We start from the raw sequence: 24,971 nt of genomic DNA on the forward strand, positions 1-24,971 counted from the left end.
AGAGGCTTGAGAGAAAAGCGTAGCTTAAAACGGCGGAATTAACCGTCAAAATGCCTTTTTAACATAAGGTAAGACGCATCCCCCGCAAAGCGGGGGATGCAAGGGAGGGAAACGTCAGAGCAGCTCGAACTCGCCTTTATTAACGCGGGCGGAATCGACCCCGATAAAGACGTTAAACTTGCCTGGCTCCGCATCATATTTCATCTGCTGGTTCCAGAACTTCAGCGCATCCACGTCGATGGGGAAGCTGATGGTTTTGGTTTCGCCCGGCTTCAGGTTGACCTTTTCGAAGCCACGCAGCTGTTTCACCGGACGGCTCATGGAGGCGGTCACATCCTGGACGTACATCTGAATGACCGTTGCCCCTTCGCGTTTACCGGTGTTGCTCACCTCGACGCTTGCGGTAACTTTGCCGTCACGCTTCAGGGTCGGCGCAGACATTTTGACGTCAGAAACCTTGAAGGTGGTGTAGCTCAGACCGTAACCAAACGGATACAGCGGGCCGTTCGCTTCATCGAAGTAACGGGAGGTGTACTTATTCGGTTTGTCGGCGTTGTACGGCCGGCCGGTATTCAGGTGGCTGTAGTAAACCGGGATCTGCCCGACCGAGCGCGGGAAGGACATTGGCAGCTTCCCTGACGGGTTGTAATCGCCAAACAGCACGTCGGCAATCGCGTTACCGCCTTCGGTACCGGCGAACCAGGTTTCCAGGATCGCGTCGGCCTGCTGGTCTTCTTTGACCAGCGCCAGCGGACGACCGTTCATCAGCACCAGCACCAGCGGCTTGCCGGTCGCCTTCAGGGCGGCAATCAGATCGCGCTGGCTTTGCGGAATGGTGATGTCGGTACGGCTGGAGGCCTCATGCGCCATCCCCTGCGCTTCACCCACTACCGCGACAACCACGTCAGATTGCTTAGCGGTGTTCACCGCTTCATCAATCATCTCTTTCGGCGAACGCGGATCGACCTTCACCGCCTCTTCGTACTGATTGAGGAAGGTGACAATGTCTTTATCATTGGTGACGTTCGCCCCTTTGGCGTAAACCACTTTCGCGTTCTCACCCACGGCGTTCTTGATACCGGTCAGCACCGTGACGGACTGATCGGCCACCCCCGCTGCAGACCAGCTCCCCATCACGTCGCGCTTGCTGTCAGCCAGCGGGCCCACCACGGCAATGGTGCCAGATTTCTTCAGCGGCAGCGTGTCGAGGCGGTTTTTCAGCAGCACCAGACTTTCGCGTGCCACATCGCGGGCCTCTTTGCGGTGCAAACGGCTTTCCGCGTTGGTGTCTACCGGGTCAGAATCTTTCGGCCCCAGGTGGCTGTACGGGTCGTTAAACAGCCCCATATCATATTTCACGTTCAGCACGTGGCGCGTGGCGTCATCCAGCTCCGCCATGGTCACCTTACCGCTCTTCACCAGCCCCGGCAGGTATTTGCTGTAGTACTCGTCGCTCATGCTCATGTTAATGCCGGACTTGAGCGCCACGCGTACCGCGTCTTCCGGATCGGAGGCGGTACCGTGCTTAATGAGCTCTTTAATGGCGCCGTGGTCAGAGACGGTAATGCCCTTAAAGCCCCACTGGTCACGCAGAACGTCTTTCAGCAGCCACGAATCGGAGGTCGCCGGCGTGCCGTTGAGGGAGTTCAGCGCCACCATCACCGCGCCGCTGCCGGCATCCAGCCCCGCTTTGTACGGTGGCATGTAGTCGTTGAACAGCCGCTGCGGGCTCATATCCACGGTGTTGTACTCTTTACCCCCTTCCACGGCGCCATAGGCCGCGAAGTGTTTGACGCTGGTCATCACCGCGTAGCGATCTGCCGGGCTCTTACCCTGCATCGCTTCCACCATGGTTTTCCCCATCGTGGCTGTTAAATAGGTATCTTCACCGAACCCTTCTGAGCCGCGGCCCCAGCGCGGATCGCGGGAGACGTCCACCATCGGTGCCCAGGTCATATTCAGGCCATCATCCGCCGCTTCATAGGCGGAAACGCGCCCCACGGTTTTCACCGCATCAAGGTTAAAGGACGATGCCAGACCAAGGCTAATCGGGAAGACGGTACGCTGACCGTGCACCACGTCATAGGCGAAGAACAGCGGAATTTTCAGACGGCTGAGTTCCATCACCTGATCCTGCATTTTGCGGATATCCGGGCGGGTGACGGTGTTAAAAATAGCCCCGACCTGCCCGTCTTTGATCATCTCGCGGATGGCCTCTTTCGGGTTATCCGGGCCGACGCTGATAAGACGCAACTGGCCAATTTTCTCATCGACCGTCATTTTCTTGAGCAATTCCGTGACAAACGCGTCCCGGGCTTCAGGCGTGAGCGGGTGATTGCCAAACAAATCCTCTGCCAGCGCAGGTTGCAGCGCCAGGCTGACGGCGACACCTACAGAACATAGCCATTTCATGTCGTTTTACTCTCTCATCAATAACCGCCGGAAGAACTCGGCCAGACCGTGCGAAAAGCGCAGTGTGCCACAAACCCTCAGAACGTTGCAGGGTTATTCTCTGATTTTTCTCGTGAATACTCGACCGCTTAACAGTTAATCGCGCTATGCTTTACAGCGAGAAATTTGCCCCACCACAAGGAGTGGAAGATGTCTTCTGTTCGAACTCACGATAACACGACGTTTATTAACGAACTGTCGCGCCTGGTTGGCTCCTCTCACCTGCTTACCGACCCGGCAAAAACCGCCCGCTACCGTAAGGGCTTTCGTTCCGGTCAGGGCGAGGCGCTGGCGGTGGTGTTTCCCGGCACGCTGCTTGAACTCTGGCGCGTCCTGAGCGCCTGCGTGGCCGCCGACAAAATTATTCTCATGCAGGCGGCTAACACCGGCCTGACTGAAGGCTCAACGCCGAACGGCAACGATTACGATCGTGACATTGTGATCATCAGCACCCTGCGTCTCGACAAACTGCATCTGCTGGATAAAGGCGAGCAGGTGCTCGCGTTCCCTGGCACGACGCTCTACTCCCTTGAAAAAGCGCTTAAGCCGCTGGGACGCGAACCGCATTCGGTCATTGGCTCATCCTGTATTGGCGCCTCCGTGATCGGCGGGATCTGCAATAACTCCGGCGGTTCGCTGGTGCAGCGCGGCCCGGCTTACACCGAGATGTCACTTTTTGCCCGTATCGACGAAAATGGCAAGCTGACCCTGGTCAACCATCTGGGCATTGATCTTGGCGTTACGCCGGAGCAGATCCTGAGTAAGCTCGACGACGATCGGGTGAAAGATGAAGACGTCCAGCACGATGGTCGTCATGCTCACGACCACGATTACATCACCCGCGTGCGGGATATCGAAGCGGATACCCCGGCACGTTACAACGCCGACCCTGACCGCCTTTTTGAATCTTCGGGCTGTGCGGGCAAGCTGGCTGTTTTTGCCGTGCGCCTCGACACCTTCCCGGCCGAGAAAAAACAGCAGGTGTTCTACATCGGCACCAATCAGCCGGACGTGCTGACCGAGATCCGTCGTCATATTCTGGGCGAGTTCGCTCACCTTCCGGTGGCGGGCGAGTACATGCACCGTGATATTTACGACATCGCGGAACGCTACGGCAAAGATACGTTCCTGATGATCGACAAGCTCGGCACCGATAAAATGCCGTTCTTCTTCACCATGAAGGGCCGTACCGACGCGATGCTGGAAAAAGTGCCGCTGTTTAAACCCCACTTTACCGACCGCTTTATGCAGAAACTGGGCAACGTCTTCCCGTCACATCTGCCGGAGCGGATGAAAACCTGGCGCGATAAGTACGAGCATCACCTGCTGCTGAAAATGGCCGGGGACGGAATTGCCGAAGCGCAAACCTGGCTCAGTGAATTCTTCAAAACTGCCGAAGGCGATTTCTTTGCCTGTACCCCTGAAGAGGGCAGCAAAGCCTTCCTGCACCGTTTCGCCGCTGCGGGTGCCGCCATTCGTTATCAGGCGGTGCATTCAGACGAGGTGGAAGACATTCTGGCGCTGGATATCGCCCTTCGCCGCAACGATACCGAGTGGTTTGAACACCTGCCGCCGGAAATTGACAGCAAGCTGGTCCACAAGCTCTATTACGGCCACTTTATGTGCTACGTCTTCCACCAGGATTACATCGTTAAGAAAGGGGTGGATGCGCACGCGCTGAAAGAGCAGATGCTCGCGCTGCTGCACGCGCGAGGCGCACAATATCCTGCGGAACATAACGTGGGGCATCTTTATAAGGCTCCTGACGCACTTAAGCAGTTTTATCGCGAGAATGACCCCACAAACAGCATGAACCCCGGCATTGGTAAAACAACGCGGAATAAATACTGGAAAGAGAGTCCTGACGCGGAGCAGCCCGTGACGCAAGCGTCTGATTAATTCCCACAGCCAAATTTGAGAGATTGTTAAGCGCGCCTTAATCGTACTAGAGTAGCGTTCTGTCGCCGGAGAAACGTTTCTCCGGCATCTGTTACGAGGAGCAGGCACATCATGTCGGCTGTTGATATTTTATCCGAAACCGAAGTGGAAGTGCGCGATGCCCTTCCCGACGATGTGCATGCTATCGCCGCTATCTACGCCTGGCATGTGCTTCACGGGCGCGCATCCTTTGAAGAAGTTCCCCCCACCATTGATGAAATGCGTCAGCGAATGAAAAGCGTGGCCGAGAATGGCTTACCGTGGCTTGTCGCGCTGTATCGCGGCATCGTCGTAGGCTACTGCTACGCGACGCCTTACCGTCCGCGCCATGCCTATCGCTACACTCTGGAAGAGTCGATTTACGTGGATGCGAGTACTACCGGTCGTGGTTTTGGCTCCGTCCTGATGGATGCGCTGATCGCCCGCTGCGAGCAAGGTCCGTGGCGGCAGATGATTGCCGTTGTGGGGGATGGCAACAACAATGCCGGCTCGTTACGGTTGCATAAGAAATACGGCTTCGAAATCGTCGGTCAGTTACGCAGCGTCGGGTATAAGAAAGGTGACTGGCGGGATACGGTGATCATGCAGCGCTCACTCAATGACGGAGACTGGACGCTGCCGGATTAAGGCGCAGCGAGGTCTGTTGCCCTCTCCCGCGGGAGAGGGCGAAAACACAGTCATCAGCAATCCGGCTCAGTCGTTCTGGGCGGTTGCCATCTGCTCTGCTTTCTGCTTTTTGTAGGTCAACGCCGCGGCCGGTACCGGCTGCACTTTCCCCGTCTCAATCCAGGTACGCAGTCGGCTTGCATCCGCGAAGTGGGTGTATTTACCAAAGGCATCCATCACCACCAGCGCCACCGGTTTACCGTTGAATACGGTGCGCATCACCAGACAGTGTCCCGCCGCGTTAGTAAACCCGGTTTTCGTTAACTGAATATTCCAGTTATCCCGGTACACCAGATGGTTAGTATTACGGAACGGCAGCGAATAGGCCGGGTTCGCAAAGGTCGCCATCTCTTCACGGGTCGTACTGAGCTGACCAATCAGCGGGTACTGTTTGCTGGCAATCAGCAGTTTTGTCAGGTCGCGGGCCGTGGAGACGTTGTGAATCGACAGGCCAGTCGGCTCGACGTAACGGGTATTGGTCATCCCCAGCGATTTGGCTTTTGCGTTCATCGCACGAATAAATGCGTCGTAGCCACCCGGATAGTGGTGGGCCAGGCTCGCCGCCGCGCGGTTTTCAGAAGACATCAGCGCCAACAGCAGCATGTTTTTACGGCTGATTTCGCTGTTCAGTCGCACGCGGGAGTAGATCCCTTTCATCTCCGGCGTATGGCTGATATCCACTTTCAGTTTTTCGTCCAGCGGCAGATGTGCATCAAGCACCACCATCGCGGTCATTAATTTGGTAATCGAGGCGATCGGGCGTACCAGATCCGGATGGCTGGCGTAAATCACCTTATTGGTGTTGAGATCAACAATCATCGCACTGCCGGAAGCGATTTGCGGCTGGGCAGCAGCGGTGGTCACGGCGGGCGTTTTGGCGATCGCTGGCGCGGCAGCGGACGCTCCCAGCAACAGGGCCAGGCTAAGTAAAGAGACTCGGAATTTCAGCATGGTGAGACTTCTGATAATTATTCACGCACGTTATGACGTACACCGCCTGTGTCGATGGAGAAACGCAGGCTGGCTTCGGCATCATAGCGGTCACCGGGCTTTGTCGCCAGAGGATAATCGTGAACAGATGCTGCATTGCTGGCATTTACGCCAGCAATGCAGTGAGCCTAGAAGAGACGGTATCCATAACCCCACAGAATAACCGTCAGAGCCAGTAGCGCTTCCAGCACCAGCACGCCGATGGCGAGCGTTGAACTGGAGAAGCTCAGGCCCTCTTCTTTATTGATATTGAGGAAGGTTGGTACCCCCAGATACAGCAGATAACCGGTGTAAAAGAGGGCAATAGTACCGATCAGCGCGCACAACCAGACCAGTGGATACAGCGCCACAATACCGCTTAAGAACAGCGGCGTCGCGACATACCCGGCGAAAACCATACAGTGTGCCAGCGATGGACGTTGCGGATAGTTACGCGCCATCCAGTGAATGACACGCCCCATGACAGCCACACCCGCCAGCATCAGGCCATAAAAGAGAATGGCCAGTGAAAGACCGGTAAACCAGGAAAGCTGAACCACGGTGCCATCACCAAAGTTCCAGCCGATTTGTGTTGTGCCAATAAACGCGCAGATTACAGGCACCGCTGCCATCAGCAGCACATGATGCGTGTAATGATGCGAGACCGTTTCGTTCTCCGTTTTGATGACATGCATTTCACGATCGGGATGGGAGAAAAGTCCCCAGACATGGTTCATAACGCCCCCTTGTTGTCGGCCCGTCAGCGATATCTTAAGTATAATGCAGGCCTGAGATTATTTTATGTACAGTGGGAAATTTCCGTTGATTGCCCCGTTATTGATTCATGGGGTATATGATTAAACGAGGCATAATAAGGGAGATGACATTGACGTAATGGATATCAACAGTCTTATTGAACACTATGGATACGCTGCACTGGTCGTTGGCAGCGTGGCGGAAGGAGAAACCATCACGCTGCTCGGCGGGGTGGCCGCGCATCAGGGGTTACTCAAATTCCCACTCGTTGTTGCCGCAGTCGCACTCGGTGGGATGATTGGCGATCAGCTGCTCTACTTTCTGGGACTGCGCTTTGGCCCCACGCTTTTGAAGCGCTTTTCAAAGCACCGCAAGAAAATTCACCGTGCCCAACGGCTTATCCAGCGTCACCCTTACCTGTTCGTGATTGGCACCCGTTTTATGTACGGCTTTCGGATTATCGGCCCAATACTGATTGGCGCCAGCCATTTACCGCCGAAAATTTTCCTGCCGCTGAACATTCTTGGCGCGATTGCCTGGGCCCTGATCTTTACCACGCTCGGTTATGTGGGTGGAGAAGTGATTGGTCCGTGGCTGCATAATGTTGACCAGCATCTGAAGCACTGGGCATGGGTTATCCTGATTGTCGTGGTGGTGATTGCAGTCCGGCTGTGGCTGAAGCATCGGGAAAAGACGCGGGATGAAGAGTAAGTGCAATGGCGCCCTCTCGCACAAAGAGAGGGCGAAAAGTTTCTACCCGGCGGGCTTAAATTGCGGATTCGCCAGCATAAAACCGCCGTCGACAATAAATGATTGCCCGGTAGCATAACTGGCGTCACCGTCACACAGCCACGCCACCAGGCTGGCAATCTCTTTGGTATGCCCCGGCCGCGCGAGCGGGATCGCGGGCATCGAACCGGCCTTCACTTCACGGTCGTCCATATCATTCATTGGCGTGGCAATGGCACCTGGCGCAACGGCATTCACCAGGATGTTATGCTCGACCAGCTCCAGCGCCATGGATTTGGTTAATCCGCCCAGGGCATGCTTGGCCGCCGTATACGCACTGGCATCCGGTAAAGGCGTGTGTTCATGCACCGAGGTAATGTTCACAATTCGCCCCCCCTCTCCCTGCTTCACCATCTGACGCGCAGCGATCTGTGAACAGAGAAACGCGCCATCCACGTCAACGGTAAAAATCCCCCGCCACTCCTCAAACGGCATGTCGAGAAACGGCGCTTTGGTCATCGCCCCGGCATTGTTGACCAGCACGTCCAGCCGACCAAAGCGCGTAATTAACGTTTCAATGGCCTGCGCCCCCTGCGGGAGAGTGCTTAAATCAAGTTGAATCGCCTCTGCACGCCGGCCCTTCGCCTCGACTTCGCGGCAGGTTTCCAGCGCACCTTTTTCGTCAGAATGCCAGGTGACGCCGATATCAAACCCTCGTTCAGCCAGCATCAGGGCCGTGGTTTTCCCAATCCCGGAATCCGATGCGGTAACAATCGCGACTTTGGTCATACTCACCTCCAGAAAAGCTGCAAAGAGGTAAGTATAGATAATCGCGCTTTTTAGCCCTGATGATAGCCGCCACCCAGCGCCGAGGTCAGCTGCAGCGTGGCGTCAACGTACTGGCCTTTGAGCATCACCCCGGTGAGCTGCTCCCTGAGGGCCGGTATTCTGGCTTCACTTACGCGGGAGCCGGCGATAATGCCGGCGCGAAAGCGGGCCTGAGCCAGTGCAACAACGCGGGCAGCCTCTTTTTCGACACGCTGCTGGTGCTGGTTTTTTGCGGTCAGTGTTTCGACTTCGCTGGCCGTGCGCGCCACCTGATTCACCGCATCCACCACCGCTTTGTTATAACGCGCGACGGAGAGATTGTTCTGCGCCTGGGCAATATCCAGCTCGGCGTTTAGCCTGCCGCTGTCGAAAATGGGCAGCGTCAGACCGGCGGTGACGCCCATCTGCTGCGCAGAAGAGCGGAACAAATCGCTCAGGTGCAGGGCATCCTGCTGTAAGAAAGCCATCAGATTCACATCGGGATAGAAGGCTGCTCTGGCGGCCTCAACGTCACTCATGGAGGCCTCGATATACCAGCGAGCCTCCTGCAAATCAGGTCGACGTGCCAGCAGTTCATACCCCAGCGTGGCCGGGAGCGAGGCTTCTACCGTGGGTAAGGCGTGGCGTGTAAGCGTCACTGAGGGGGTGTTCGTCAGGGCGCTCAGACGCGCCTCAACGGCTTTCATTTTTCCGTTCACTTCTGCCAGCTGCTCGTCAGTTTTGCTGGCGTTGATGTCGGTTTCGACGCCCTCTACGGAAGAGGTGATTCCATGCTGATACAGTTCGCGGTCGGCTGCAATAATCGTGTCCTGCTGGTGTTTAATCTCCGTGAGGACATCCCCCACCGCGGCCTGGGTTTGCCACGCCCAGTAAAGACGTGCGATGCTGCTGGCAAGCAGTTGCCGGGTTTGCTCAAGCTCCGCTTTTTGCGCGTTTACCCGGCCAATTCGGGCTTCAACCCGTGCACGATTTTTCCCCCACAAATCGAGATCCCAGCCCGCGCTCAGACCAAAAGTACCGTTGGTGTACCACGGTCCGGTGGTTCCCGCCGCCGGATCGGTTATCGCAAAGGGCCCCATCAGCCCCTCGGCCGACATTTTTTGCCGTTCAGCATCCGCTGCGAAATCAATTTCCGGCCCCCCGGCGGCCAGGGTGGCTTTTGCCTGCGCTTCCGCCAGCGTGATGCGCTGACGGGCAATTTGCATATCCGGCGCATCGTTCAGCGCCTTCGCAATCAGCGAATTGAGTTCAGGATCGTTATACGTTTTCCACCATGCATCTTTCGGCCACGCGGTATGGCTCAGCGTAGTATTCACCGCAGCCGTTGTTGATTGCATATTTACAGGGGAGACCGAGGCATGTTCCGGCGCGCAGGCCACCAGAATAAAAACCAGGGGAATACTCAGAGATAAAGGTTTCATTACGCCATTCACGCGAAAAATAAAGGCGCAACTTACGCCAGACGTCGCTCTTTTTTTTAGTAACGCGTGGCAACCCGCAATTTGTCATACATTTTCATACTCAGAAAATTATTCATCATAAGAATGAATTAAATGAGTGAATTCATCTTCATTATAAATTCACTGCTACACTTACTTTCGACAAACAGACGCAGGAGAAGCGAATGAAAATATTACTGTGGGTTATTTTAATTATATTTCTGATAGGGCTGCTGGTGGTAACCGGTGTATTCAAGATGATTTTCTGATTTCATTGCCCGGCTCAGCGCCGGGCAAATTCCGTTACCTGGACTGAATCACCCGTGCAATATCAGCGGAAGTCTGCAGCGTGCGGATCTCCTGAAATAACTCCAGCGCTTCACTGTACTCTTTGCGTAAATAACTGAGCCACTGCTTAATTCGCGCGACGTGATATAACCCGGTATCACCCTGTTTTTCGAGGCGGCTGTATTTTTTCAGCAGCGTGACCACATCAGCCCACGGCATACGTGGTTCGTTATATTTAATCACCCGGCTGAGGTTTGGTACGTTAAGCGCGCCGCGGCCAATCATCACCGCATCGCAGCCAGTCTCTTTCAGGCACGCCTGCGCGCTTTCGTAATCCCAGATTTCCCCGTTGGCAATAACGGGAATGGTGAGTCTTTTGCGGATCTCGCCAATCGCCTGCCAGTTAATACGTTCGGCTTTATAGCCATCTTCTTTGGTGCGGCCATGCACCACCAGCTCAGTGGCCCCGGCCTGCTGCACGGCATCGGCAATCTCAAATTGCCGCGCGTCGCTGTCCCATCCCAGACGCACCTTTACCGTCACCGGCAGATGCGACGGTACAGCCTCACGCATGGCTTTTGCACCACGATAAATCAGCTCCGGATCTTTCAGCAAGGTGGCGCCGCCGCCGCTGCCATTCACCAGTTTTGATGGGCAACCGCAGTTGAGGTCAACCCCAAAGGAACCAAGCTCTACGGCACGGGCCGCGTTCTCCGCCAGCCATTCGGGATACTGACCCAATAGCTGAATGCGCACCAGCGTGCCGGAAGAGGTGCGGCTCTGATGATGCAGTTCCGGGCAAAGGCGATAGAATGATTTTACTGGCAACAACATATCGACCACGCGCAAAAACTCCGTCACGCAGAGATCGTAGTCGTTCACCTCGGTCAGAAGCTCGCGCACGAGGGAGTCGAGCACGCCTTCCATTGGGGCCAGTAAAACACGCATAGCAGTACCTGTGAAAAAAGACGCGCTATAGTAGCCGCTCTCCCGGCATGAGGAAAGCCCGGCGGTTAACCCGGTGAGGTTATACCAGACGTTCCATTTCGGAATGTCTGGTATGCTCAAAATTCATGATGTGATCCGTGGCACATTTTTAGGTTTAATTGTATGATGAATGCGTTTCATCAAGGACTTTCACCATGAGAAAATCATTGAACATTATCTGGCAATATCTTCGCGCATTCGTCCTGATTTACGCCTGCCTGTATGCCGGAATCTTTATTGCATCCCTGCTTCCCATTACCATTCCCGGCAGCATCATTGGAATGTTGATCCTCTTTGTTTTGCTGGCATTGCAAATTTTGCCTGCCAGATGGGTTAACCCTGGCTGCTTTGTCCTTATTCGCTATATGGCGCTGCTGTTCGTGCCTATCGGCGTCGGGGTTATGCAGTATTTTGATTTGCTCCAGGCGCAGTTCGGACCCATTGTGGTCTCCTGCGCGGTCAGTACGCTGGTGGTTTTCCTGGTAGTAAGCTGGAGTTCGCATCTGGTGCATGGCGAACGTAAAGTGGTCGGGCAGAAAGGAACAAAACAATGATGGCCAATATCTGGTGGTCGCTGCCGTTAACGCTGGTAGTGTTCTTCGCCGCACGCAAACTCGCCGCACGTTTCAAAATGCCGTTGCTTAATCCGCTGCTGGTGGCGATGGTGGTGATTATCCCGTTTCTGCTTCTCACCGGCATTCCTTATGAACGCTACTTTGCCGGCAGCAAAATTTTGAACGACCTTCTGCAGCCCGCCGTGGTGGCGCTCGCCTTTCCTTTATATGAGCAATTGCACCAGATCCGCGCCCGCTGGAAATCCATCATTACCATCTGTTTTGTCGGGAGCCTGGTGGCGATGATCACCGGCACCTCGGTGGCGCTGTTGATGGGCGCGTCTCCGCAAATTGCGGCCTCTATTCTGCCTAAGTCGGTCACCACGCCTATTGCGATGGCCGTGGGCGGCAGCCTGGGGGGGATTCCGGCCATCAGCGCCATGTGTGTGATATTCGTGGGGATCCTCGGCGCGGTCTTTGGACATACCCTGCTGAATGCGATGCGTATCCATACCAAAGCGGCACGAGGTCTGGCGATGGGTACCGCGTCGCACGCCCTGGGCACCGCGCGCTGCGCTGAACTGGATTATCAGGAAGGGGCGTTTAGCTCACTCGCACTGGTGATCTGCGGGATTATCACCTCCCTGCTCGCACCGTTTATTTTCCCGCTGATTGTGGCGGTCATGGGTTAAAATTTGCGATGCGTCGCGCAAATTTCATTTTGTTTTCATAAGTTGCATACATAATGAGAAGTGGATCACATATAAAGCCCCGGCGGCTCCGTAAACTACCGATCCATTAACCTTTATGAGGCAAACGCCATGCATCCACGTTTTCAAGCTGCTTTCGCCCAGCTTGCAGAGAATGTGCAATCAGCTCTGGCCCCGATTCTGGCGGATGAGCATTTCCCGGCCCTGCTGACGGCTGAACACGTCACGGCACTGAAAAAAGCCACAGGGCTGGACGACGACGCGCTGGCCTTCGCGCTGCTGCCGCTGGCGGCAGCCTGCGCCCGCGCCGATCTCTCTCATTTCAACGTCGGTGCGATTGCACGCGGCGTAAGCGGAACCTGGTACTTCGGTGGCAACATGGAGTTCCTGGGCGCGACCATGCAGCAGACCGTTCACGCGGAACAAAGCGCCATCAGCCACGCCTGGCTGCGCGGTGAACAAGCGCTGAGCGCCATTACCGTTAACTACACCCCTTGCGGCCACTGCCGCCAGTTCATGAACGAGCTGAACAGCGGGCTGGAGTTACGCATCAATCTGCCAGGCCGTGCGCCGCATACCCTCGGGGATTACCTGCCTGACGCGTTTGGTCCGAAAGATCTCGACATCAAAACGCTGCTGATGGATGAACAGGATCACGGTTTTGCCCTTTCCGGTGATGCGCTGAGCGAAGCCGCGATTCGTGCGGCGAACAAGAGCCACACGCCATACAGTCACTCCCCAAGCGGTGTGGCGCTGCAGTGTCGTGATGGTCGCATCTTCACCGGAAGCTATGCCGAAAACGCCGCCTTTAACCCGACGCTGCCACCGCTTCAGGGCGCCCTGAATTTGCTGAGCCTCAATGGCTATGGCTACCCGGACATTCAGCGCGCTATTCTGGCAGAGAAAGCCGACGCGCCGTTGATCCAGTGGGATGCCACCGCCGCAACGCTGAAAGCGCTCGGCTGCTCAACTATTGACCGTGTTTTGCTTGCGTAATGCCTCCGGCGGGCAGAAATGCCCGCCGCTTTGCTGAAAAACCCCTCAGTTGATTCGCTGTTTCTTGCGCTAACCAGGCGGGTAAAGTAGCCTGAGTTAAATTTCACCTTCGGTACGAGCCATCTGCATGTTAAAGCGCGCTTTTTACAGCCTGTCTGTCCTGGTCGGCATACTGCTGTTGATCGTGCTGGGTCTTGATCGCTGGATGAGCTGGAAAACGGCTCCGTATATCTTTGACGACCTGCAGGACCTGCCCTATCGTCAGGTCGGCGTTGTGCTGGGTACCGCCAAGTATTACCGCACCGGGGTGATTAATCAGTATTACCGTTACCGCATTCAGGGCGCGCTGAACGCGTATAACAGCGGCAAAGTGAATTACCTGCTGCTGAGCGGCGATAATGCGCTGCAAAGCTATAACGAACCGGTCACCATGCGCAAAGACCTGATTGCCGCTGGCGTCGATCCGGCCGATATCGTGCTCGACTACGCCGGGTTCCGCACTCTGGATTCCATCGTGCGTACGCGCAAGGTGTTCGATACCAACGATTTCATCATCATCACCCAACGCTTCCACTGCGAACGCGCGCTGTTTATCGCATTGCATATGGGTATTCAGGCGCAGTGCTACGCCGTGCCGTCGCCAAAAGATATGCTAAGCGTCCGCGTACGTGAGTTTGGCGCGCGTTTTGGCGCTCTGGCCGATCTGTACATCTTCAAACGTGAACCGCGCTTTTTAGGTCCGCTGGTACCCATTCCGGCGATGCATGAAGTGCCGGAAGATGCGCAGGGCTACCCGGCCGTCACGCCAGAACAACTGCTTGATATGCAGAAAAAAGAGAAAAAATAGCCTCGCCTTTATACTTTCTTTATACCGTGCGTAACGCTTTTTATCCCGCCTTTACGCCGCCCCTTTTAAGCTGAGTTCACTGCCGCTACGGCTTCATTGAAGAATGACTATGAACTCAATAATGAATGCGTTTTTCCTGAAAAATATCCGCCCCTATTTTAACTTCCCGGGTTTATCACTCCCGACGGCACTCAACGCTGGCCTCTGGCTTGATGACAAACTTGATGCCATGCAGCACAACGTCTCGCTGGAAGTGGCGGATTACCTGGAACGTTACCCGCAGACGAAACATATTGACGTTTACCTGAACGATATCAATGGCATTATGCGCGGCAAGCGGCTCTCGGTGGAAAGCATGCTAAATCTGGAAAAAGGCTGTTACTTCCCCCTCTCCGTCTACTCCATGGACCATAAAGGCAAAATAGCCGCCCCACTTGATGATGAGCCCGACCGGCTCTGCGTTCCCGTCGGCGGTTCCCTGCGCCCCTGTTCGCAAGACCCTCAGCATAACGCGCAGATCCTGCTGACCATGAAAGAGAGCGACGGCAAACCGTGCCCGCTTGAGCCAAGGGTGATATTGCAAAACGTTCTGGCTCGTTTCCATCAGCACGGACTCTTCCCGGTGATTGCCCCGGAAATTGAGTTTTACCTGACCGGGCGCGGCACGCAGGATCCACAAAATCAGGGCTGCTTTCATATGGATACCTCAACGGCACACGCGGCGCTGTTTGACGAGCTGGAGCAGCTGGCGCACCTGCAGCGTATCCCCCTGACCGGGATCGTGGCCGAAGCCGAATCTGGCCAGTTCGAGTTAAACCTGAAGCATAGCCATCGCGTCGTTGAAGTCTGCGATAACGTGCTGGCCCTGCGACGCCTGACCCGCTACGTTGCGGAGAAACAAGGTCTGCAGGCCAGCTTTATGGCCAAACCGTTCAGCCAGCAGTCCGGCAGCGGTTTGCACTTTCATTTCAGCCTGAACGATATTCATGGCGAAAATGTATTCGCGTCACCGGTGGAAGCGCTGAACAGCATGATGCGCCTCTGCATCGCTGGCCAGCTGGCGCTGATGCCCGCCTCCATCGCCATTCTCGCCCCTGGCGTTAACGCATTCCGCCGCCTGCGTAAAAACCTCACGGAACCGCTATTTAACTCCTGGGGCTATAACACCCGCTCCGCCGCGCTGCGTATTCCCTGCTCTGATGACCATAACCGGCGTATTGAGTACCGGCTGGCCGGGGCCGATGCCAATCCGTATCTGGTGGTGGCAACGCTTCTGAGCGGAATGCTGTACGGGTTGGAAAATTTTGACGAGCAGGATTTACCTGAACCTCAGCAGGACGGGCCGGATCTGCCGCTGTTTCAGCAGGAGGCGATTGAGACATTTGCACGCTGTCAGTATCTCACCGACAGCCTGGGAGAGGCTTTTTCTCAACAGTGGGTTGCCTGCAAACTCTCTGAGCTCGACTGGTTCGAGAGCATCGTCACCCGGGAGGAGTCGAGTCTGGCATGAAGCACAAAAAAGCCCGCTCGATGAGCGGGCCAGGTAATGCCAGAGGCGATTATTTTTTACGCGCGTATTTGAGTGAATCCAGGGCGACCGCAAAGATGATGATGCCGCCTTTGATGATGTACTGCCAGTATGGGTTCACGCCGATGTAGGTCAGACCGTAGTTGATTACGGTAAAGATGATGACACCGGTTACCACGCCGAACACGGTACCCACGCCGCCGCTAAAGGAGACGCCGCCGACCACACAGGCTGCGATCGCATCCAGTTCGTACATGAAGCCCAGGTTGTTCGTTGCAGAGCCGATACGGCCCGCTTCCAGCATCCCACCAAAGGCGTAGAACACACCTGACAGGGCATAGATCATCAGCAGGTTCAGGGCAACGTTGACGCCGGACACTTTCGCCGCTTCCGGGTTACCGCCGATAGCGAAGATGTTTTTACCGAAGCGGGTTTTGTTCCACAGGATCCAGACAAAAGCGACGGCAATCAGGGCGTAGAAGGTAATGTACGACAGGCGGAAACTGCCCAGCGCGATAAACCCTTGCGTAAAGGTCGAGAACCCGCTGTCGAAGCCAGAGATTGGCGACGCCCCTACGAAGTCGTAGTACAGGGAGTTGATACCGTAAACGATGATCATCGTACCTAAGGTGGTGATAAATGGCGTCACGTTCAGGTAAGCGATAATGATGCCGTTAATCAGACCAATCACTGCGCCGATCGCACAGACAATCAGGATCACCACGAAAATGGGCATGGTCGCCATTTCCGGGAACACCTTGTTGGCGTTTTCCATCGACTGTAGCAGCGTTGCCGCGATAACCGCCGCGAGGCCAACCTGACGTCCCGCTGACAGGTCAGTCCCCTGCGTCACGATAAGTCCCGCCACGCCCAGCGCGATAATAATGCGCACGGAGGACTGGGTCAGGATGTTACTGAGGTTCAACAGGCTTAAGAACGTAGGGTCCTGGAAAATGATGATAGCCAGCAGTACTAAAAGAACAACGTAAATACCGCCTTCTTTCAGGTAAGTGAGAAAACTTTTTTTATTTAACGCACTCATGAGGAGCCCCTGATCTTAAAGGTGCAAAGACGCAAGACGCAAAATTTCGTTTTGCGTTGTCGTTTTGGTGTCAACAATACCGGCAACGAGACCATTGCTCATAACCAGAATACGATCTGTGATCCCTAACAATTCCGGCATTTCGGAAGAAATAATAATGATCCCTTTATTCTTTTTCGCCAGCTCGGCAATCAGCTGATAAATCTCAAACTTCGCGCCGACGTCAATACCGCGGGTCGGTTCATCCAGCATCAGGATTTCTGGCTGGGTTAATAACCAACGACCAATAATGACCTTCTGCTGGTTACCGCCTGACAGCGAACCAATTTGCGTGCGGTGACCTGGCGTTTTGACGCGCATGGAGTCAATCACCCACTGGGTATCGCTCTTCATGCGGGAGTTATCCAGCAGCCCGACTTTGTTTTTATAGTTGCGAATATTGGAAATTAACGAGTTAAAGTTAATATCCAGATACGCATAAATACCGGTCGAACGACGCTCTTCCGTGACCAGCGCAAAACCATTATTAATGGCTTCGTTGGCGCTGTGGTTATTGATTTTCTTACCGTGCAGCGTGATGGTGCCCGCGGCTTTCTCACGAATACCGAACAGGGTTTCGACAATATCAGTACGTTTTGCCCCGACCAGACCTGCGATACCGAGAATTTCGCCTTTATGCAGGTCAAAAGAGACGTCGCGAATAGACGGCTGACGCAGCGAGGTGAGATTGCGAACCTCAAGGATCACTTCACCCGGCTTGTTCTCTTTGTCCGGGAAGCGCTGGTTCAGAGAGCGCCCCACCATCATGGCGATGATCTTGTCCATATCCAGCCCTTCGAGAGGCTGGGTGGCAATCCACTGGCCGTCGCGCAGGATGGTAATCTCATCACACAGCTGGAAGATCTCTTCCATTTTATGAGAGATATAAACAATGCCGCAGCCGCGGTCTTTGAGCTTACGAATAATGGTAAAAAGGTGGTTAACCTCTTTTTCCGTTAATGACGATGTCGGTTCGTCCATGATGACGATTTTCGCATCATAGGAGAACGCTTTGGCAATTTCGATCATCTGCATTTGGGACACGGATAACGTTCCCACGCGGGCGCGCGGATCGATATCAATATCCAGTTCATCGAAAATCGCTTTGGTGTCGCGATACATTTTATCCTGATCGACAAAGACACCTTTGGTCGGATAACGGCCCAACCACATGTTATCCATAACAGAACGCTGCAGCACCAGGTTTAATTCCTGGTGAACCATTGAGATACCGTTTTCCAGTGCTTCTTTTGCTGAATGGAAATCGATCTCTTTCCCCTGAAAAAGAATGCTGCCAGAATCTTTTTGATAGATCCCAAAAAGACATTTTAATAATGTTGATTTACCTGCGCCGTTCTCACCCATTAATGCGTGAATAGAGTGAGGACGAACTTTTAAATTAACATTATCGAGTGCCTTAACCCCGGGAAATGACTTGTTGATAGCGCTCATTTCCAACAAGTATTCACCAGATGACTGAGTATTTGTGCTGACCATAATTATACCTTGTTGGCCTCGCATATCGCGTTATAAAAGGGCGCAACAAGTTGCGCCCAGTGAAGACAATTCAAATAACTTATTTACCGATAAACTCAGCCAGGTTGGACTGGTCTACGCCGACGTAAGGTACGCGAACGATTTTGTTTTCAATTTTCCAGGTCGTACCGTCTGCCGCACCTTTGCCATCGGCCAGGTTTTTCGCCAGATCGAAGGTTGCTTTCGCCTGGTTGTTGGCATCGTTCAGCACGGTCCCGGCCATTGCACCGGATTTCACCAGGGCCAGAGCTTCTGGCAGTGCATCCACACCGAACACAGGAATGGCTGATTTGTTGTGCGCTTTCAGCGCTTCTACCGCACCCATAGCCATCGCATCGTTGTTGGCAATTACCACTTCGATTTTGTTAGCGTTCGGGCCGGACAGCCACGCGTCCATCTTATCTTTCGCCTGAGCGGTATCCCACATCGCGGTATCTAATGCCAGCTGCTGGGTTTTCAGGCCCTTATCATTCAGCTCTTTGATAACGTAAGTGGTACGGGCTTCAGCATCCGGATGGCCTGGTTCGCCTTTCAGCAGCACGAACTGGATCTGGCCGTCTTTGTTCAGGTCCCAGTTCGGGTTCGCCGCCCAGTGTTTAGCGATCAGATCGCCCTGAATAATGCCGGACTCTTTGGAGTCAGTACCGACGTAAAACGCTTTGTCATAGCTGTCCAGCGCTTTACGGGAAGGTTCTTTGTTGAAGAAGACAATCGGCACATTCTGGCCGCGCGCTTTTTCAATGACCGTGCCTGCCGCAGCTGGGTCAACCAGGTTGATGGCCAGTGCCTTCACGCCTTTTGCCAGCAGAACGTCGATCTGGTCGTTCTGTTTGGACTGGTCGTTCTGGGAGTCATTCATCAGCAGCTGAACATCTGGCGCTGCTTTAGCATCTTTCTCGATAGCTTTACGGACAACAGACATGAAGTTGTCGTCGTATTTATAGATGGTCACACCAATACGGGTATCCGCAGCGTGCGCTGCTGCACCAAAAAGCATGCTTGCCATTACAGCAGACAGGGTCAACACCTTCTTATTCATGGTATCTCCGGTTTTTTTTATGCAGGGTAGTTCTTGTGAATAACGATCGGCAGGCAGGTGTTAATGAAACGTTACTGACAGCCGAAGTTCACTTATAAAATTTCTCTCTTCCGTGTTCGGTAACGCTCCAGAAATGCGTTTTATTCGTTGTTTGCGGCACATTGGCTATGGTGAAAGTGATTAATCACTGTTACATAGCGTTTCAGCCCCTAAAACGCTGACATCATAGTCAGCGCCTTGTTAAGATACTGTGAATTTACTCACAGATTGAAAACGGTTACATCAGCTGATGTAATCAGTTAGTGATCGGAACCACAATTTGCCGGGCAGCGACAGAATGTCGACGCACTAAAGTCGGCATGAAACAGTGTGTTGCGCCCGGATCCAGCAGCCCTGCCGCCCCCTGTAACGCCAGCTCAGTGGCCAGTTTGGCCATAGAGGCAATGGGGTAACGCACGGTGGTCAGCTGCGGGTCGGTGTAACGGGCAATGGGAATATCATCAAAACCAATCAACGATAAATGCTGTGGCACCGCAATGCCGTTATCCTTCAGCGCAGTCAGCGCCCCGGCCGCCATGTTATCGTTATAGGCAAACACGGCAGACAGCTGCAGATTACGGCCCAGTAACTCCACCATCGCCGCCTCCCCGCCCTGCATATCCGGCGTTCCGGTTCCAACCCAGCTTTCAGACGGCGTAATACCCTGTTCTTTAAGGGCGTTTTGCCAGCCTTCGCGCCGCAGCTCATCATCTTCAATATGATGGCTGGAGGCCAAAAAACCGATCCGCTGATGCCCGTTGTTGATGAGCATTTTGGTGGCCATCATCGCCCCGCTGACGTTATCCAGCCCGACGCAGCGGTGGGCATACCCTGGCACAATACGGTTGATCAGCACCATGCCCGGGATTTGCTCCATAAACCCGGAAATTTCGTCATCGCTTAAGGCTTTTGAGTGCACAATCAGTGCGTTACAACGCTGGCGGATCAGCACTTCAATCGCATGACGCTCTTTTTCAGCCTCGTGATAGCTGTTGCCAATCAGCACGTATTTCTGATGCTGCTGAGCGACAACGTCTACCGCTTTAACCAGCGCACCGAAAAAGGCATCAGAGACATCCATCACCACCACGCCAATGGTATCGCTGACCTGCGTGGCTAGCGCCTGCGCATTGGCATTAGGGCGATAACCCAGCTGGGTCACGGCTTTCATTACGGTTTCGCGGGTGTCAGGGCTGACCAGCGCGCTGTTGTTCAGCACGCGTGAGACGGTAGCCACGGAAACACCCGCCTGACGGGCGACGTCACGAATGGTGATCATATTCACCATCCTTCAAAGGATTGCAGCAACTCACAGACACCCCCTGTGTTTAGCAAGGTGGCTATTTTGGCAGCGAGAGAAAGGGGACTACGTGAAGAAGCTCACACAGATGAAAACGTTTACATCCGTTTTGTTAATGATTGTGATCCAGATCGTTATCTGGATGTATTTCTCAATGATACCCCTGAAGCATGTGCGGTTAACTGACGCCACACCCACTCCAGCGGCCCCTGGGGGAAATAACGTAGCCAGAGAACAGAAAACGCCAGGTTAACCATCCAGACCGGGATAACAAACGCCAGCAGCGAAAGCCGGTCGAATTTCATAAACAGGCCAAACCGATAGAAAAGCGTGGTGCATATCAGCGTCTGCAGAATGTAATTGCTGAGGGCCATACGGCCTACGCAGGCAATGGCACTGACAATCCATGCGCGACACATTTGTGGCCAAAAGCCGTAAATGAGTGCCGCATAGCCAATCGTCTGGAAGGGCGCGCTCAGCTCGCGCGGGACCTGAAGCAGAAACGCACACCAGCGGTAGTTCCAGTGCAGATGCCACTGCATGATCACGGCCGGCAGATTAATCAGCACGCCGAGAAGAATTAACCCGGCTCCCGTCAGGCGATAGTGGCGAAGGGAAAACTCCCCTTTCAGCCAGCCGGTGCGCATCAGTGATGCCCCCATCAGCATCATCCCTGCCAGCTGCCAGCCATATTGTGCGCCCAGCGCCAGCAGGTTATCGCCAAGCATATCCGCACGGTTGCTTATCGCTTCCGTGCCTCCTTTCAGCTTCCAGTACTGCTCGTACTGAAGGTTGGCGGCATCGGGGATCCATGAACGGTTTGCCGCATCACCGGAGATTATCCCCAGCAGTAACAGCACGCCAAGGCCCATGACGTAAAGCATCACGCCCGTGTTAAACAGGCTTTTTACGCTGTGCGCATCGCGAATGAGCCGCCAGCAAATCAGCCCGACTAAGCCATAGGCGAGAAGAATGTCGCCATCCCAGAAGAACAGCCCGTGAATAAAGCCGAGGATCACCAGCAACGTCAGACGCGACTGGATCCAGCGCGTGCCGCGCCTGAGCAGTAGCTGCAGGCCTGCGCCAAACAGCAGGGCAAACAGGGTGAGGAATTTGACCTGGGCAAAGAGATCGAGGATGGCCCACGTCCAGGCATCGCTGCGGGTGATGTCGCCATACCACGCAGGATTGAGATACGCCGCCTTCGGCAAGCCGAAGGCGCTGATGTTAAGCAGCAGGATACCGAGAATGGCGACGCCTCGAACAAAATCGAGCGTGACGTTTCGCTCCATGTAGCCTGCCCTGTCAGATTAGTTGTGGTGACGCACGGCGCGCAGAAACTCCTGGCGGGTGTTCTGGCTGGATTTAAACAGACCGCCCAGCGACGTCGTGGTGGTCGCACTGGTGGCATCACGCACGCCGCGCGCTTTCACACAGTAGTGAACGGCATCGATAGATACTGCCACGTTATTGGTGCCCAGCAGCGTTTGCAGCGCGGTCAGGATCTGCTGCGTCAGACGCTCCTGCACCTGTGGACGCTGAGCAAAGAACTGCACGATGCGGTTAATCTTCGACAGACCAATCACCGTATCTTTAGGAATATAAGCCACGGTCGCTTTACCGTCGATGGTCACGAAGTGGTGTTCGCAGGTACTGGTTAACGTGATATCACGTACCGTTACCATCTCATCCACCTTCATTTTGTTTTCAATGACGGTGATTTTCGGGAAATTGGCGTAATCCAGGCCGGAGAAAATTTCGTCAACGTACATTTTTGCGATACGGTGCGGCGTCTCCATCAGACTGTCGTCGCTCAGATCGAGATTCAGCAGTTGCATGATCTCGGTCATATGCCCAGCAATCAGATGCTTACGGGTTTCATTGTCCAGTTCCTGAACGGGTGGACGCAGTGGCGTTTCAAGACCACGCGCAACCAGAGCTTCGTGAACCAGGGCTGCTTCTTTACTGAGTGATGGCATTCTTTTCTCCTGCAGGTGTGGCGTCTTTTGCCCTCGTTGTGGCAAAAGTGTGCGCTCATTGTGCGTGAGGCGGCGCACATAATCCAGTATTCACGACGATAATTATTGCAATTGCTGTTGCCTTTCGGCCTGACGATCCCAGACCAGTGCGCCGCCGATGAACAGCGCGACGCCCGCCAGCCCCAGCGCAGGCTCCAGTCGGTGCGTGAGCCACGTCGACAACGCCGACGTTACCGGGCCAATCAACTGACCGATGGCATAACCGGTAGTAAGCAGTCCCGCCATGTAGCGCGTGTGATCTGGTGCCAGTTCGCGCCCATAAAGTAAAGAGAGCTGAACGGCACACAAGAACCCGCCCCCAACGAGCAAGCCGCCGGTCAGTAACCCGCCAATCCCCGGCAGCAGCCAGGCTGCCAGTACGCCGGCCCCCTGCAACCACAATACGATAGCCAACCTGCGGTTTGAGGTTGAGGTGTGGCGTAAAACGATGCTGAGCGCAATGCCCGCCACGGCGGCAATACCAAATATCGGCCAGACAAACTGGGCAAACAGACTGCCGGGAAAACGCACGGCCGCCATTTGCGATAAAAAGGTCGCCGGAAGGATATAGCCAAACCCGGCCAGGCTGTAGCTCCAGACCAGGCGCTTTAAATTCTTCGTCAGGACGAGCGGTTCCGGTGCGCTGCCCGGCCGGTGAAGTTGACCCGCACGCGGCAGATACCGGGCCACCAGCGCGATAAGCACCAGCGCTAGTACGCCGTAGATTTGCCATGCTGCACCGGCGGAAAGCGCCTTAGCCTGGATATAGACGGCAAGCAGCCCGCTGAGCGCAATACCTGCACCTGGCCCGGCAAATACCGCGGCGCTGAGACCCGGTTTCCCCAGTTGTCCCAGCCGCTCGTTGGTCCAGGCGGCAATCAGCACCATCGACCAGCCACTCATGCAGCCAATCACAAAGCGCAGCAGGCCATGTACCACGGCGTTATCGGCCGCAGCGGAAAGCAGCGTCAGCGCAACTGCACCAAAAATACCCAACCAGAGGCGTGTTTCAACGAAGCGGTGCGCACGCATTGCATCCCATGCTCCCACCAGATAGCCCAGATAGTTCATCGCCGCCACCAGGCCCGCGCTGGTGAGCGTGAGTTGCCCGGCGGCAATCATTAGCGGCACCTGAGGGGTAAAAGCAAAGCGTCCTATCCCCATCGCTACCACCAGAACCACAAACCCACTGAGCGCGATACGCAGCGCCATGACCGCTCCAATTGTTAAAGAAAAGTTAATTTATGATGCCGCATCTTACCGTCCTGCGAAAGTGAAAGTTACTCACAGGTAAATGAAAACTCTGTATTATGGGCCGAGTGAATAGCAATTCGTATTAAGGAGCCCTGCATGGAACTGCTCGAAGAGCATCGTTGTTTTGAAGGTCGACAGCAGCGCTGGCGGCACGACTCCAGCGTACTGAACTGTGCCATGACGTTCAGCATTTTTTTGCCGCCAACTGAAACGGGCGTAAAGCCACCCGTGCTGTTCTGGCTGTCCGGTTTAACCTGTACCGACGAAAACTTCACCACCAAAGCGGGCGCGCAGCGTATTGCGGCTGAACTGGGGATTGCGCTGGTCATGCCTGACACCAGCCCGCGTGGCGATGATGTCGCCGATGATGCCGGGTACGATCTGGGCAAAGGCGCCGGATTCTACCTGAACGCGACAGAGCAGCCCTGGGCACGTCATTACCGCATGTATGATTACATTCGTGACGAACTGCCTGCGCTGGTTCAGGCCGAATTTGAGGTTAGCGACCGCTGTGCTATTAGCGGACACTCCATGGGTGGACACGGCGCGTTGATCATGGCGCTGAAAAACCCGGGAAAATACACCAGCGTGTCGGCATTCGCTCCGATTGTGAACCCCACTCAGGTGCCATGGGGTCAGAAAGCCTTCACCCATTACCTGGGCAGTGACACGGATAAATGGCAGGCGTGGGACAGCTGTGTGCTGATGCTGGCCAGCAACACGGGGGACGCCATCCCGACGCTGATCGATCAGGGCGATGCGGATCAGTTCCTCGCCGGTCAGCTACAACCTGCGGTTCTGGCCGAAGCGGCACGCCAGAAGGACTGGCCGCTGACGCTGCGTATCCAGCCAGGGTATGACCACAGCTATTACTTTATGGCGTCATTTATTGAAGATCATCTCCGCTTCCATGCGGCGCATCTGTTTAAGTAAGTTCCTCCCTTCTTGCCCGGTGGCGCTCCGTCTGCCGGGCCTCAAAACCTATCCCCTTGAATAAAAGCCTGTTTCTTCGATCAAC

22 protein-coding genes are annotated in these 24,971 nt (G+C 54.8%); 9 read left to right on the forward strand and 13 right to left on the reverse strand.

Annotated features, from left to right (window positions below; translation table 11 throughout):
• Positions 1-114 precede the first annotated feature (114 nt).
• Positions 115-2,412 (reverse strand): beta-glucosidase BglX, encoded by a 2,298-nt coding sequence (bglX, locus tag HV340_RS15080; protein WP_032678566.1) that lies wholly within the window; start codon positions 2,410-2,412, stop codon positions 115-117.
• Between the two features lie 189 nt (positions 2,413-2,601).
• Here bglX and dld point away from each other — a divergent pair, with 189 nt between their 5' ends.
• Positions 2,602-4,350 (forward strand): D-lactate dehydrogenase, encoded by a 1,749-nt coding sequence (gene dld / locus HV340_RS15085; RefSeq protein ID WP_020883209.1) that lies wholly within the window; start codon positions 2,602-2,604, stop codon positions 4,348-4,350.
• 111 nt (positions 4,351-4,461) lie between these two features.
• Entirely contained in the window at positions 4,462-5,016 is a 555-nt protein-coding gene (locus HV340_RS15090; protein ID WP_181216085.1) for a GNAT family N-acetyltransferase, read from the forward strand.
• Between the two features lie 66 nt (positions 5,017-5,082).
• Here HV340_RS15090 and pbpG read toward each other — a convergent pair whose 3' ends face one another.
• Positions 5,083-6,006 (reverse strand): D-alanyl-D-alanine endopeptidase, encoded by a 924-nt coding sequence (pbpG, locus tag HV340_RS15095; protein WP_014170890.1) that lies wholly within the window; start codon positions 6,004-6,006, stop codon positions 5,083-5,085.
• A gap of 167 nt (positions 6,007-6,173) precedes the next feature.
• Positions 6,174-6,761 carry a Yip1 family protein gene (locus HV340_RS15100; RefSeq protein ID WP_014170891.1) on the reverse strand — a complete coding sequence of 196 codons (588 nt, stop codon included), beginning with the start codon at positions 6,759-6,761 and terminating at the stop codon, positions 6,174-6,176.
• A gap of 157 nt (positions 6,762-6,918) precedes the next feature.
• On the opposite strand from HV340_RS15100, the gene HV340_RS15105 reads away from it, so the two are divergent.
• Positions 6,919-7,491 (forward strand): DedA family protein, encoded by a 573-nt coding sequence (locus HV340_RS15105; protein ID WP_020883206.1) that lies wholly within the window; start codon positions 6,919-6,921, stop codon positions 7,489-7,491.
• A gap of 42 nt (positions 7,492-7,533) precedes the next feature.
• Here HV340_RS15105 and HV340_RS15110 read toward each other — a convergent pair whose 3' ends face one another.
• The 3 genes from HV340_RS15110 to dusC all read right to left on the reverse strand — a co-directional run bounded on the left by HV340_RS15110 (position 7,534) and on the right by dusC (position 11,012).
• Positions 7,534-8,298: an SDR family oxidoreductase gene (locus HV340_RS15110; protein WP_074176864.1), complete on the reverse strand. Its 765-nt coding sequence runs from the start codon at positions 8,296-8,298 to the stop codon at positions 7,534-7,536.
• A gap of 50 nt (positions 8,299-8,348) precedes the next feature.
• Entirely contained in the window at positions 8,349-9,758 is a 1,410-nt protein-coding gene (gene mdtQ / locus HV340_RS15115) for a multidrug resistance outer membrane protein MdtQ (protein WP_063924741.1), read from the reverse strand.
• Positions 9,759-10,079: 321 nt separating this feature from the next.
• Complete coding sequence (dusC, locus tag HV340_RS15120) at positions 10,080-11,012, reverse strand: tRNA dihydrouridine(16) synthase DusC (protein WP_047355772.1); 933 nt, start codon at positions 11,010-11,012, stop codon at positions 10,080-10,082.
• 194 nt (positions 11,013-11,206) lie between these two features.
• Here dusC and HV340_RS15125 point away from each other — a divergent pair, with 194 nt between their 5' ends.
• From HV340_RS15125 to HV340_RS15145, 5 genes are all read left to right on the forward strand, one after another.
• Positions 11,207-11,605, forward strand: coding sequence for a CidA/LrgA family protein (locus HV340_RS15125; RefSeq protein WP_020883202.1), 399 nt, complete (start codon positions 11,207-11,209; stop codon positions 11,603-11,605).
• Entirely contained in the window at positions 11,602-12,297 is a 696-nt protein-coding gene (locus HV340_RS15130) for a CidB/LrgB family autolysis modulator (protein WP_059306318.1), read from the forward strand. Before HV340_RS15125 ends, HV340_RS15130 begins: the two co-directional genes overlap by 4 nt.
• Before the next feature lie 129 nt (positions 12,298-12,426).
• Complete coding sequence (gene cdd, locus HV340_RS15135) at positions 12,427-13,311, forward strand: cytidine deaminase (protein ID WP_059306319.1); 885 nt, start codon at positions 12,427-12,429, stop codon at positions 13,309-13,311.
• 127 nt (positions 13,312-13,438) lie between these two features.
• Entirely contained in the window at positions 13,439-14,158 is a 720-nt protein-coding gene (gene sanA / locus HV340_RS15140; RefSeq protein WP_014170903.1) for an outer membrane permeability protein SanA, read from the forward strand.
• Positions 14,159-14,279: 121 nt separating this feature from the next.
• The gene (locus HV340_RS15145) at positions 14,280-15,668 is read left to right on the forward strand and encodes a glutamine synthetase family protein (protein WP_053058884.1); all 1,389 of its coding nucleotides are present in this window, start codon (positions 14,280-14,282) and stop codon (positions 15,666-15,668) included.
• Positions 15,669-15,717: 49 nt separating this feature from the next.
• Here HV340_RS15145 and mglC read toward each other — a convergent pair whose 3' ends face one another.
• The 7 genes from mglC to HV340_RS15180 form a co-directional block, all read right to left on the reverse strand.
• On the reverse strand, positions 15,718-16,728 hold the full coding sequence (mglC, locus tag HV340_RS15150; RefSeq protein ID WP_014170905.1) for a galactose/methyl galactoside ABC transporter permease MglC: 1,011 nt from the start codon (positions 16,726-16,728) through the stop codon (positions 15,718-15,720).
• Positions 16,729-16,743: 15 nt separating this feature from the next.
• Positions 16,744-18,264 (reverse strand): galactose/methyl galactoside ABC transporter ATP-binding protein MglA, encoded by a 1,521-nt coding sequence (gene mglA / locus HV340_RS15155; protein WP_020883197.1) that lies wholly within the window; start codon positions 18,262-18,264, stop codon positions 16,744-16,746.
• A 79-nt stretch (positions 18,265-18,343) separates the two neighbouring features.
• A complete protein-coding gene (gene mglB / locus HV340_RS15160; RefSeq protein WP_014170907.1) occupies positions 18,344-19,342 on the reverse strand; it encodes a galactose/glucose ABC transporter substrate-binding protein MglB in 999 nt (332 codons plus the stop codon).
• A gap of 295 nt (positions 19,343-19,637) precedes the next feature.
• A complete protein-coding gene (galS, locus tag HV340_RS15165; RefSeq protein WP_020883196.1) occupies positions 19,638-20,660 on the reverse strand; it encodes an HTH-type transcriptional regulator GalS in 1,023 nt (340 codons plus the stop codon).
• Positions 20,661-20,815: 155 nt separating this feature from the next.
• Positions 20,816-21,973 (reverse strand): DUF418 domain-containing protein YeiB, encoded by a 1,158-nt coding sequence (gene yeiB, locus HV340_RS15170; RefSeq protein WP_059306320.1) that lies wholly within the window; start codon positions 21,971-21,973, stop codon positions 20,816-20,818.
• An 18-nt stretch (positions 21,974-21,991) separates the two neighbouring features.
• Entirely contained in the window at positions 21,992-22,660 is a 669-nt protein-coding gene (gene folE / locus HV340_RS15175) for a GTP cyclohydrolase I FolE (RefSeq protein ID WP_020883194.1), read from the reverse strand.
• Between the two features lie 102 nt (positions 22,661-22,762).
• Positions 22,763-23,911 (reverse strand): YbfB/YjiJ family MFS transporter, encoded by a 1,149-nt coding sequence (locus HV340_RS15180; protein WP_032678574.1) that lies wholly within the window; start codon positions 23,909-23,911, stop codon positions 22,763-22,765.
• A 138-nt stretch (positions 23,912-24,049) separates the two neighbouring features.
• Between HV340_RS15180 and fghA the strand changes: the two genes are divergently transcribed.
• Positions 24,050-24,886, forward strand: a complete 837-nt coding sequence (gene fghA, locus HV340_RS15185; RefSeq protein ID WP_059306567.1) for an S-formylglutathione hydrolase — start codon at positions 24,050-24,052, stop codon at positions 24,884-24,886.
• Positions 24,887-24,971 lie beyond the last annotated feature (85 nt).

The sequence above is a fragment of the Enterobacter sp. RHBSTW-00975 genome (assembly GCF_013615235.1).
Taxonomy (GTDB): domain Bacteria; phylum Pseudomonadota; class Gammaproteobacteria; order Enterobacterales; family Enterobacteriaceae; genus Enterobacter; species Enterobacter ludwigii.

Bases quoted from the DNA above. Each gene is read 5' to 3' on its own strand.
- bglX (WP_032678566.1), bottom strand. From the start codon at position 2,412: ATGAAATGGCTATGTTCTGTAGGTGTCGCCGTCAGCCTGGCGCTGCAA.
- dld (WP_020883209.1), top strand. From the start codon at position 2,602: ATGTCTTCTGTTCGAACTCACGATAACACGACGTTTATTAACGAACTG.
- HV340_RS15090 (WP_181216085.1), top strand. From the start codon at position 4,462: ATGTCGGCTGTTGATATTTTATCCGAAACCGAAGTGGAAGTGCGCGAT.
- pbpG (WP_014170890.1), bottom strand. From the start codon at position 6,006: ATGCTGAAATTCCGAGTCTCTTTACTTAGCCTGGCCCTGTTGCTGGGA.
- HV340_RS15100 (WP_014170891.1), bottom strand. From the start codon at position 6,761: ATGAACCATGTCTGGGGACTTTTCTCCCATCCCGATCGTGAAATGCAT.
- HV340_RS15105 (WP_020883206.1), top strand. From the start codon at position 6,919: ATGGATATCAACAGTCTTATTGAACACTATGGATACGCTGCACTGGTC.
- HV340_RS15110 (WP_074176864.1), bottom strand. From the start codon at position 8,298: ATGACCAAAGTCGCGATTGTTACCGCATCGGATTCCGGGATTGGGAAA.
- mdtQ (WP_063924741.1), bottom strand. From the start codon at position 9,758: ATGAAACCTTTATCTCTGAGTATTCCCCTGGTTTTTATTCTGGTGGCC.
- dusC (WP_047355772.1), bottom strand. From the start codon at position 11,012: ATGCGTGTTTTACTGGCCCCAATGGAAGGCGTGCTCGACTCCCTCGTG.
- HV340_RS15125 (WP_020883202.1), top strand. From the start codon at position 11,207: ATGAGAAAATCATTGAACATTATCTGGCAATATCTTCGCGCATTCGTC.
- HV340_RS15130 (WP_059306318.1), top strand. From the start codon at position 11,602: ATGATGGCCAATATCTGGTGGTCGCTGCCGTTAACGCTGGTAGTGTTC.
- cdd (WP_059306319.1), top strand. From the start codon at position 12,427: ATGCATCCACGTTTTCAAGCTGCTTTCGCCCAGCTTGCAGAGAATGTG.
- sanA (WP_014170903.1), top strand. From the start codon at position 13,439: ATGTTAAAGCGCGCTTTTTACAGCCTGTCTGTCCTGGTCGGCATACTG.
- HV340_RS15145 (WP_053058884.1), top strand. From the start codon at position 14,280: ATGAATGCGTTTTTCCTGAAAAATATCCGCCCCTATTTTAACTTCCCG.
- mglC (WP_014170905.1), bottom strand. From the start codon at position 16,728: ATGAGTGCGTTAAATAAAAAAAGTTTTCTCACTTACCTGAAAGAAGGC.
- mglA (WP_020883197.1), bottom strand. From the start codon at position 18,264: ATGGTCAGCACAAATACTCAGTCATCTGGTGAATACTTGTTGGAAATG.
- mglB (WP_014170907.1), bottom strand. From the start codon at position 19,342: ATGAATAAGAAGGTGTTGACCCTGTCTGCTGTAATGGCAAGCATGCTT.
- galS (WP_020883196.1), bottom strand. From the start codon at position 20,660: ATGATCACCATTCGTGACGTCGCCCGTCAGGCGGGTGTTTCCGTGGCT.
- yeiB (WP_059306320.1), bottom strand. From the start codon at position 21,973: ATGGAGCGAAACGTCACGCTCGATTTTGTTCGAGGCGTCGCCATTCTC.
- folE (WP_020883194.1), bottom strand. From the start codon at position 22,660: ATGCCATCACTCAGTAAAGAAGCAGCCCTGGTTCACGAAGCTCTGGTT.
- HV340_RS15180 (WP_032678574.1), bottom strand. From the start codon at position 23,911: ATGGCGCTGCGTATCGCGCTCAGTGGGTTTGTGGTTCTGGTGGTAGCG.
- fghA (WP_059306567.1), top strand. From the start codon at position 24,050: ATGGAACTGCTCGAAGAGCATCGTTGTTTTGAAGGTCGACAGCAGCGC.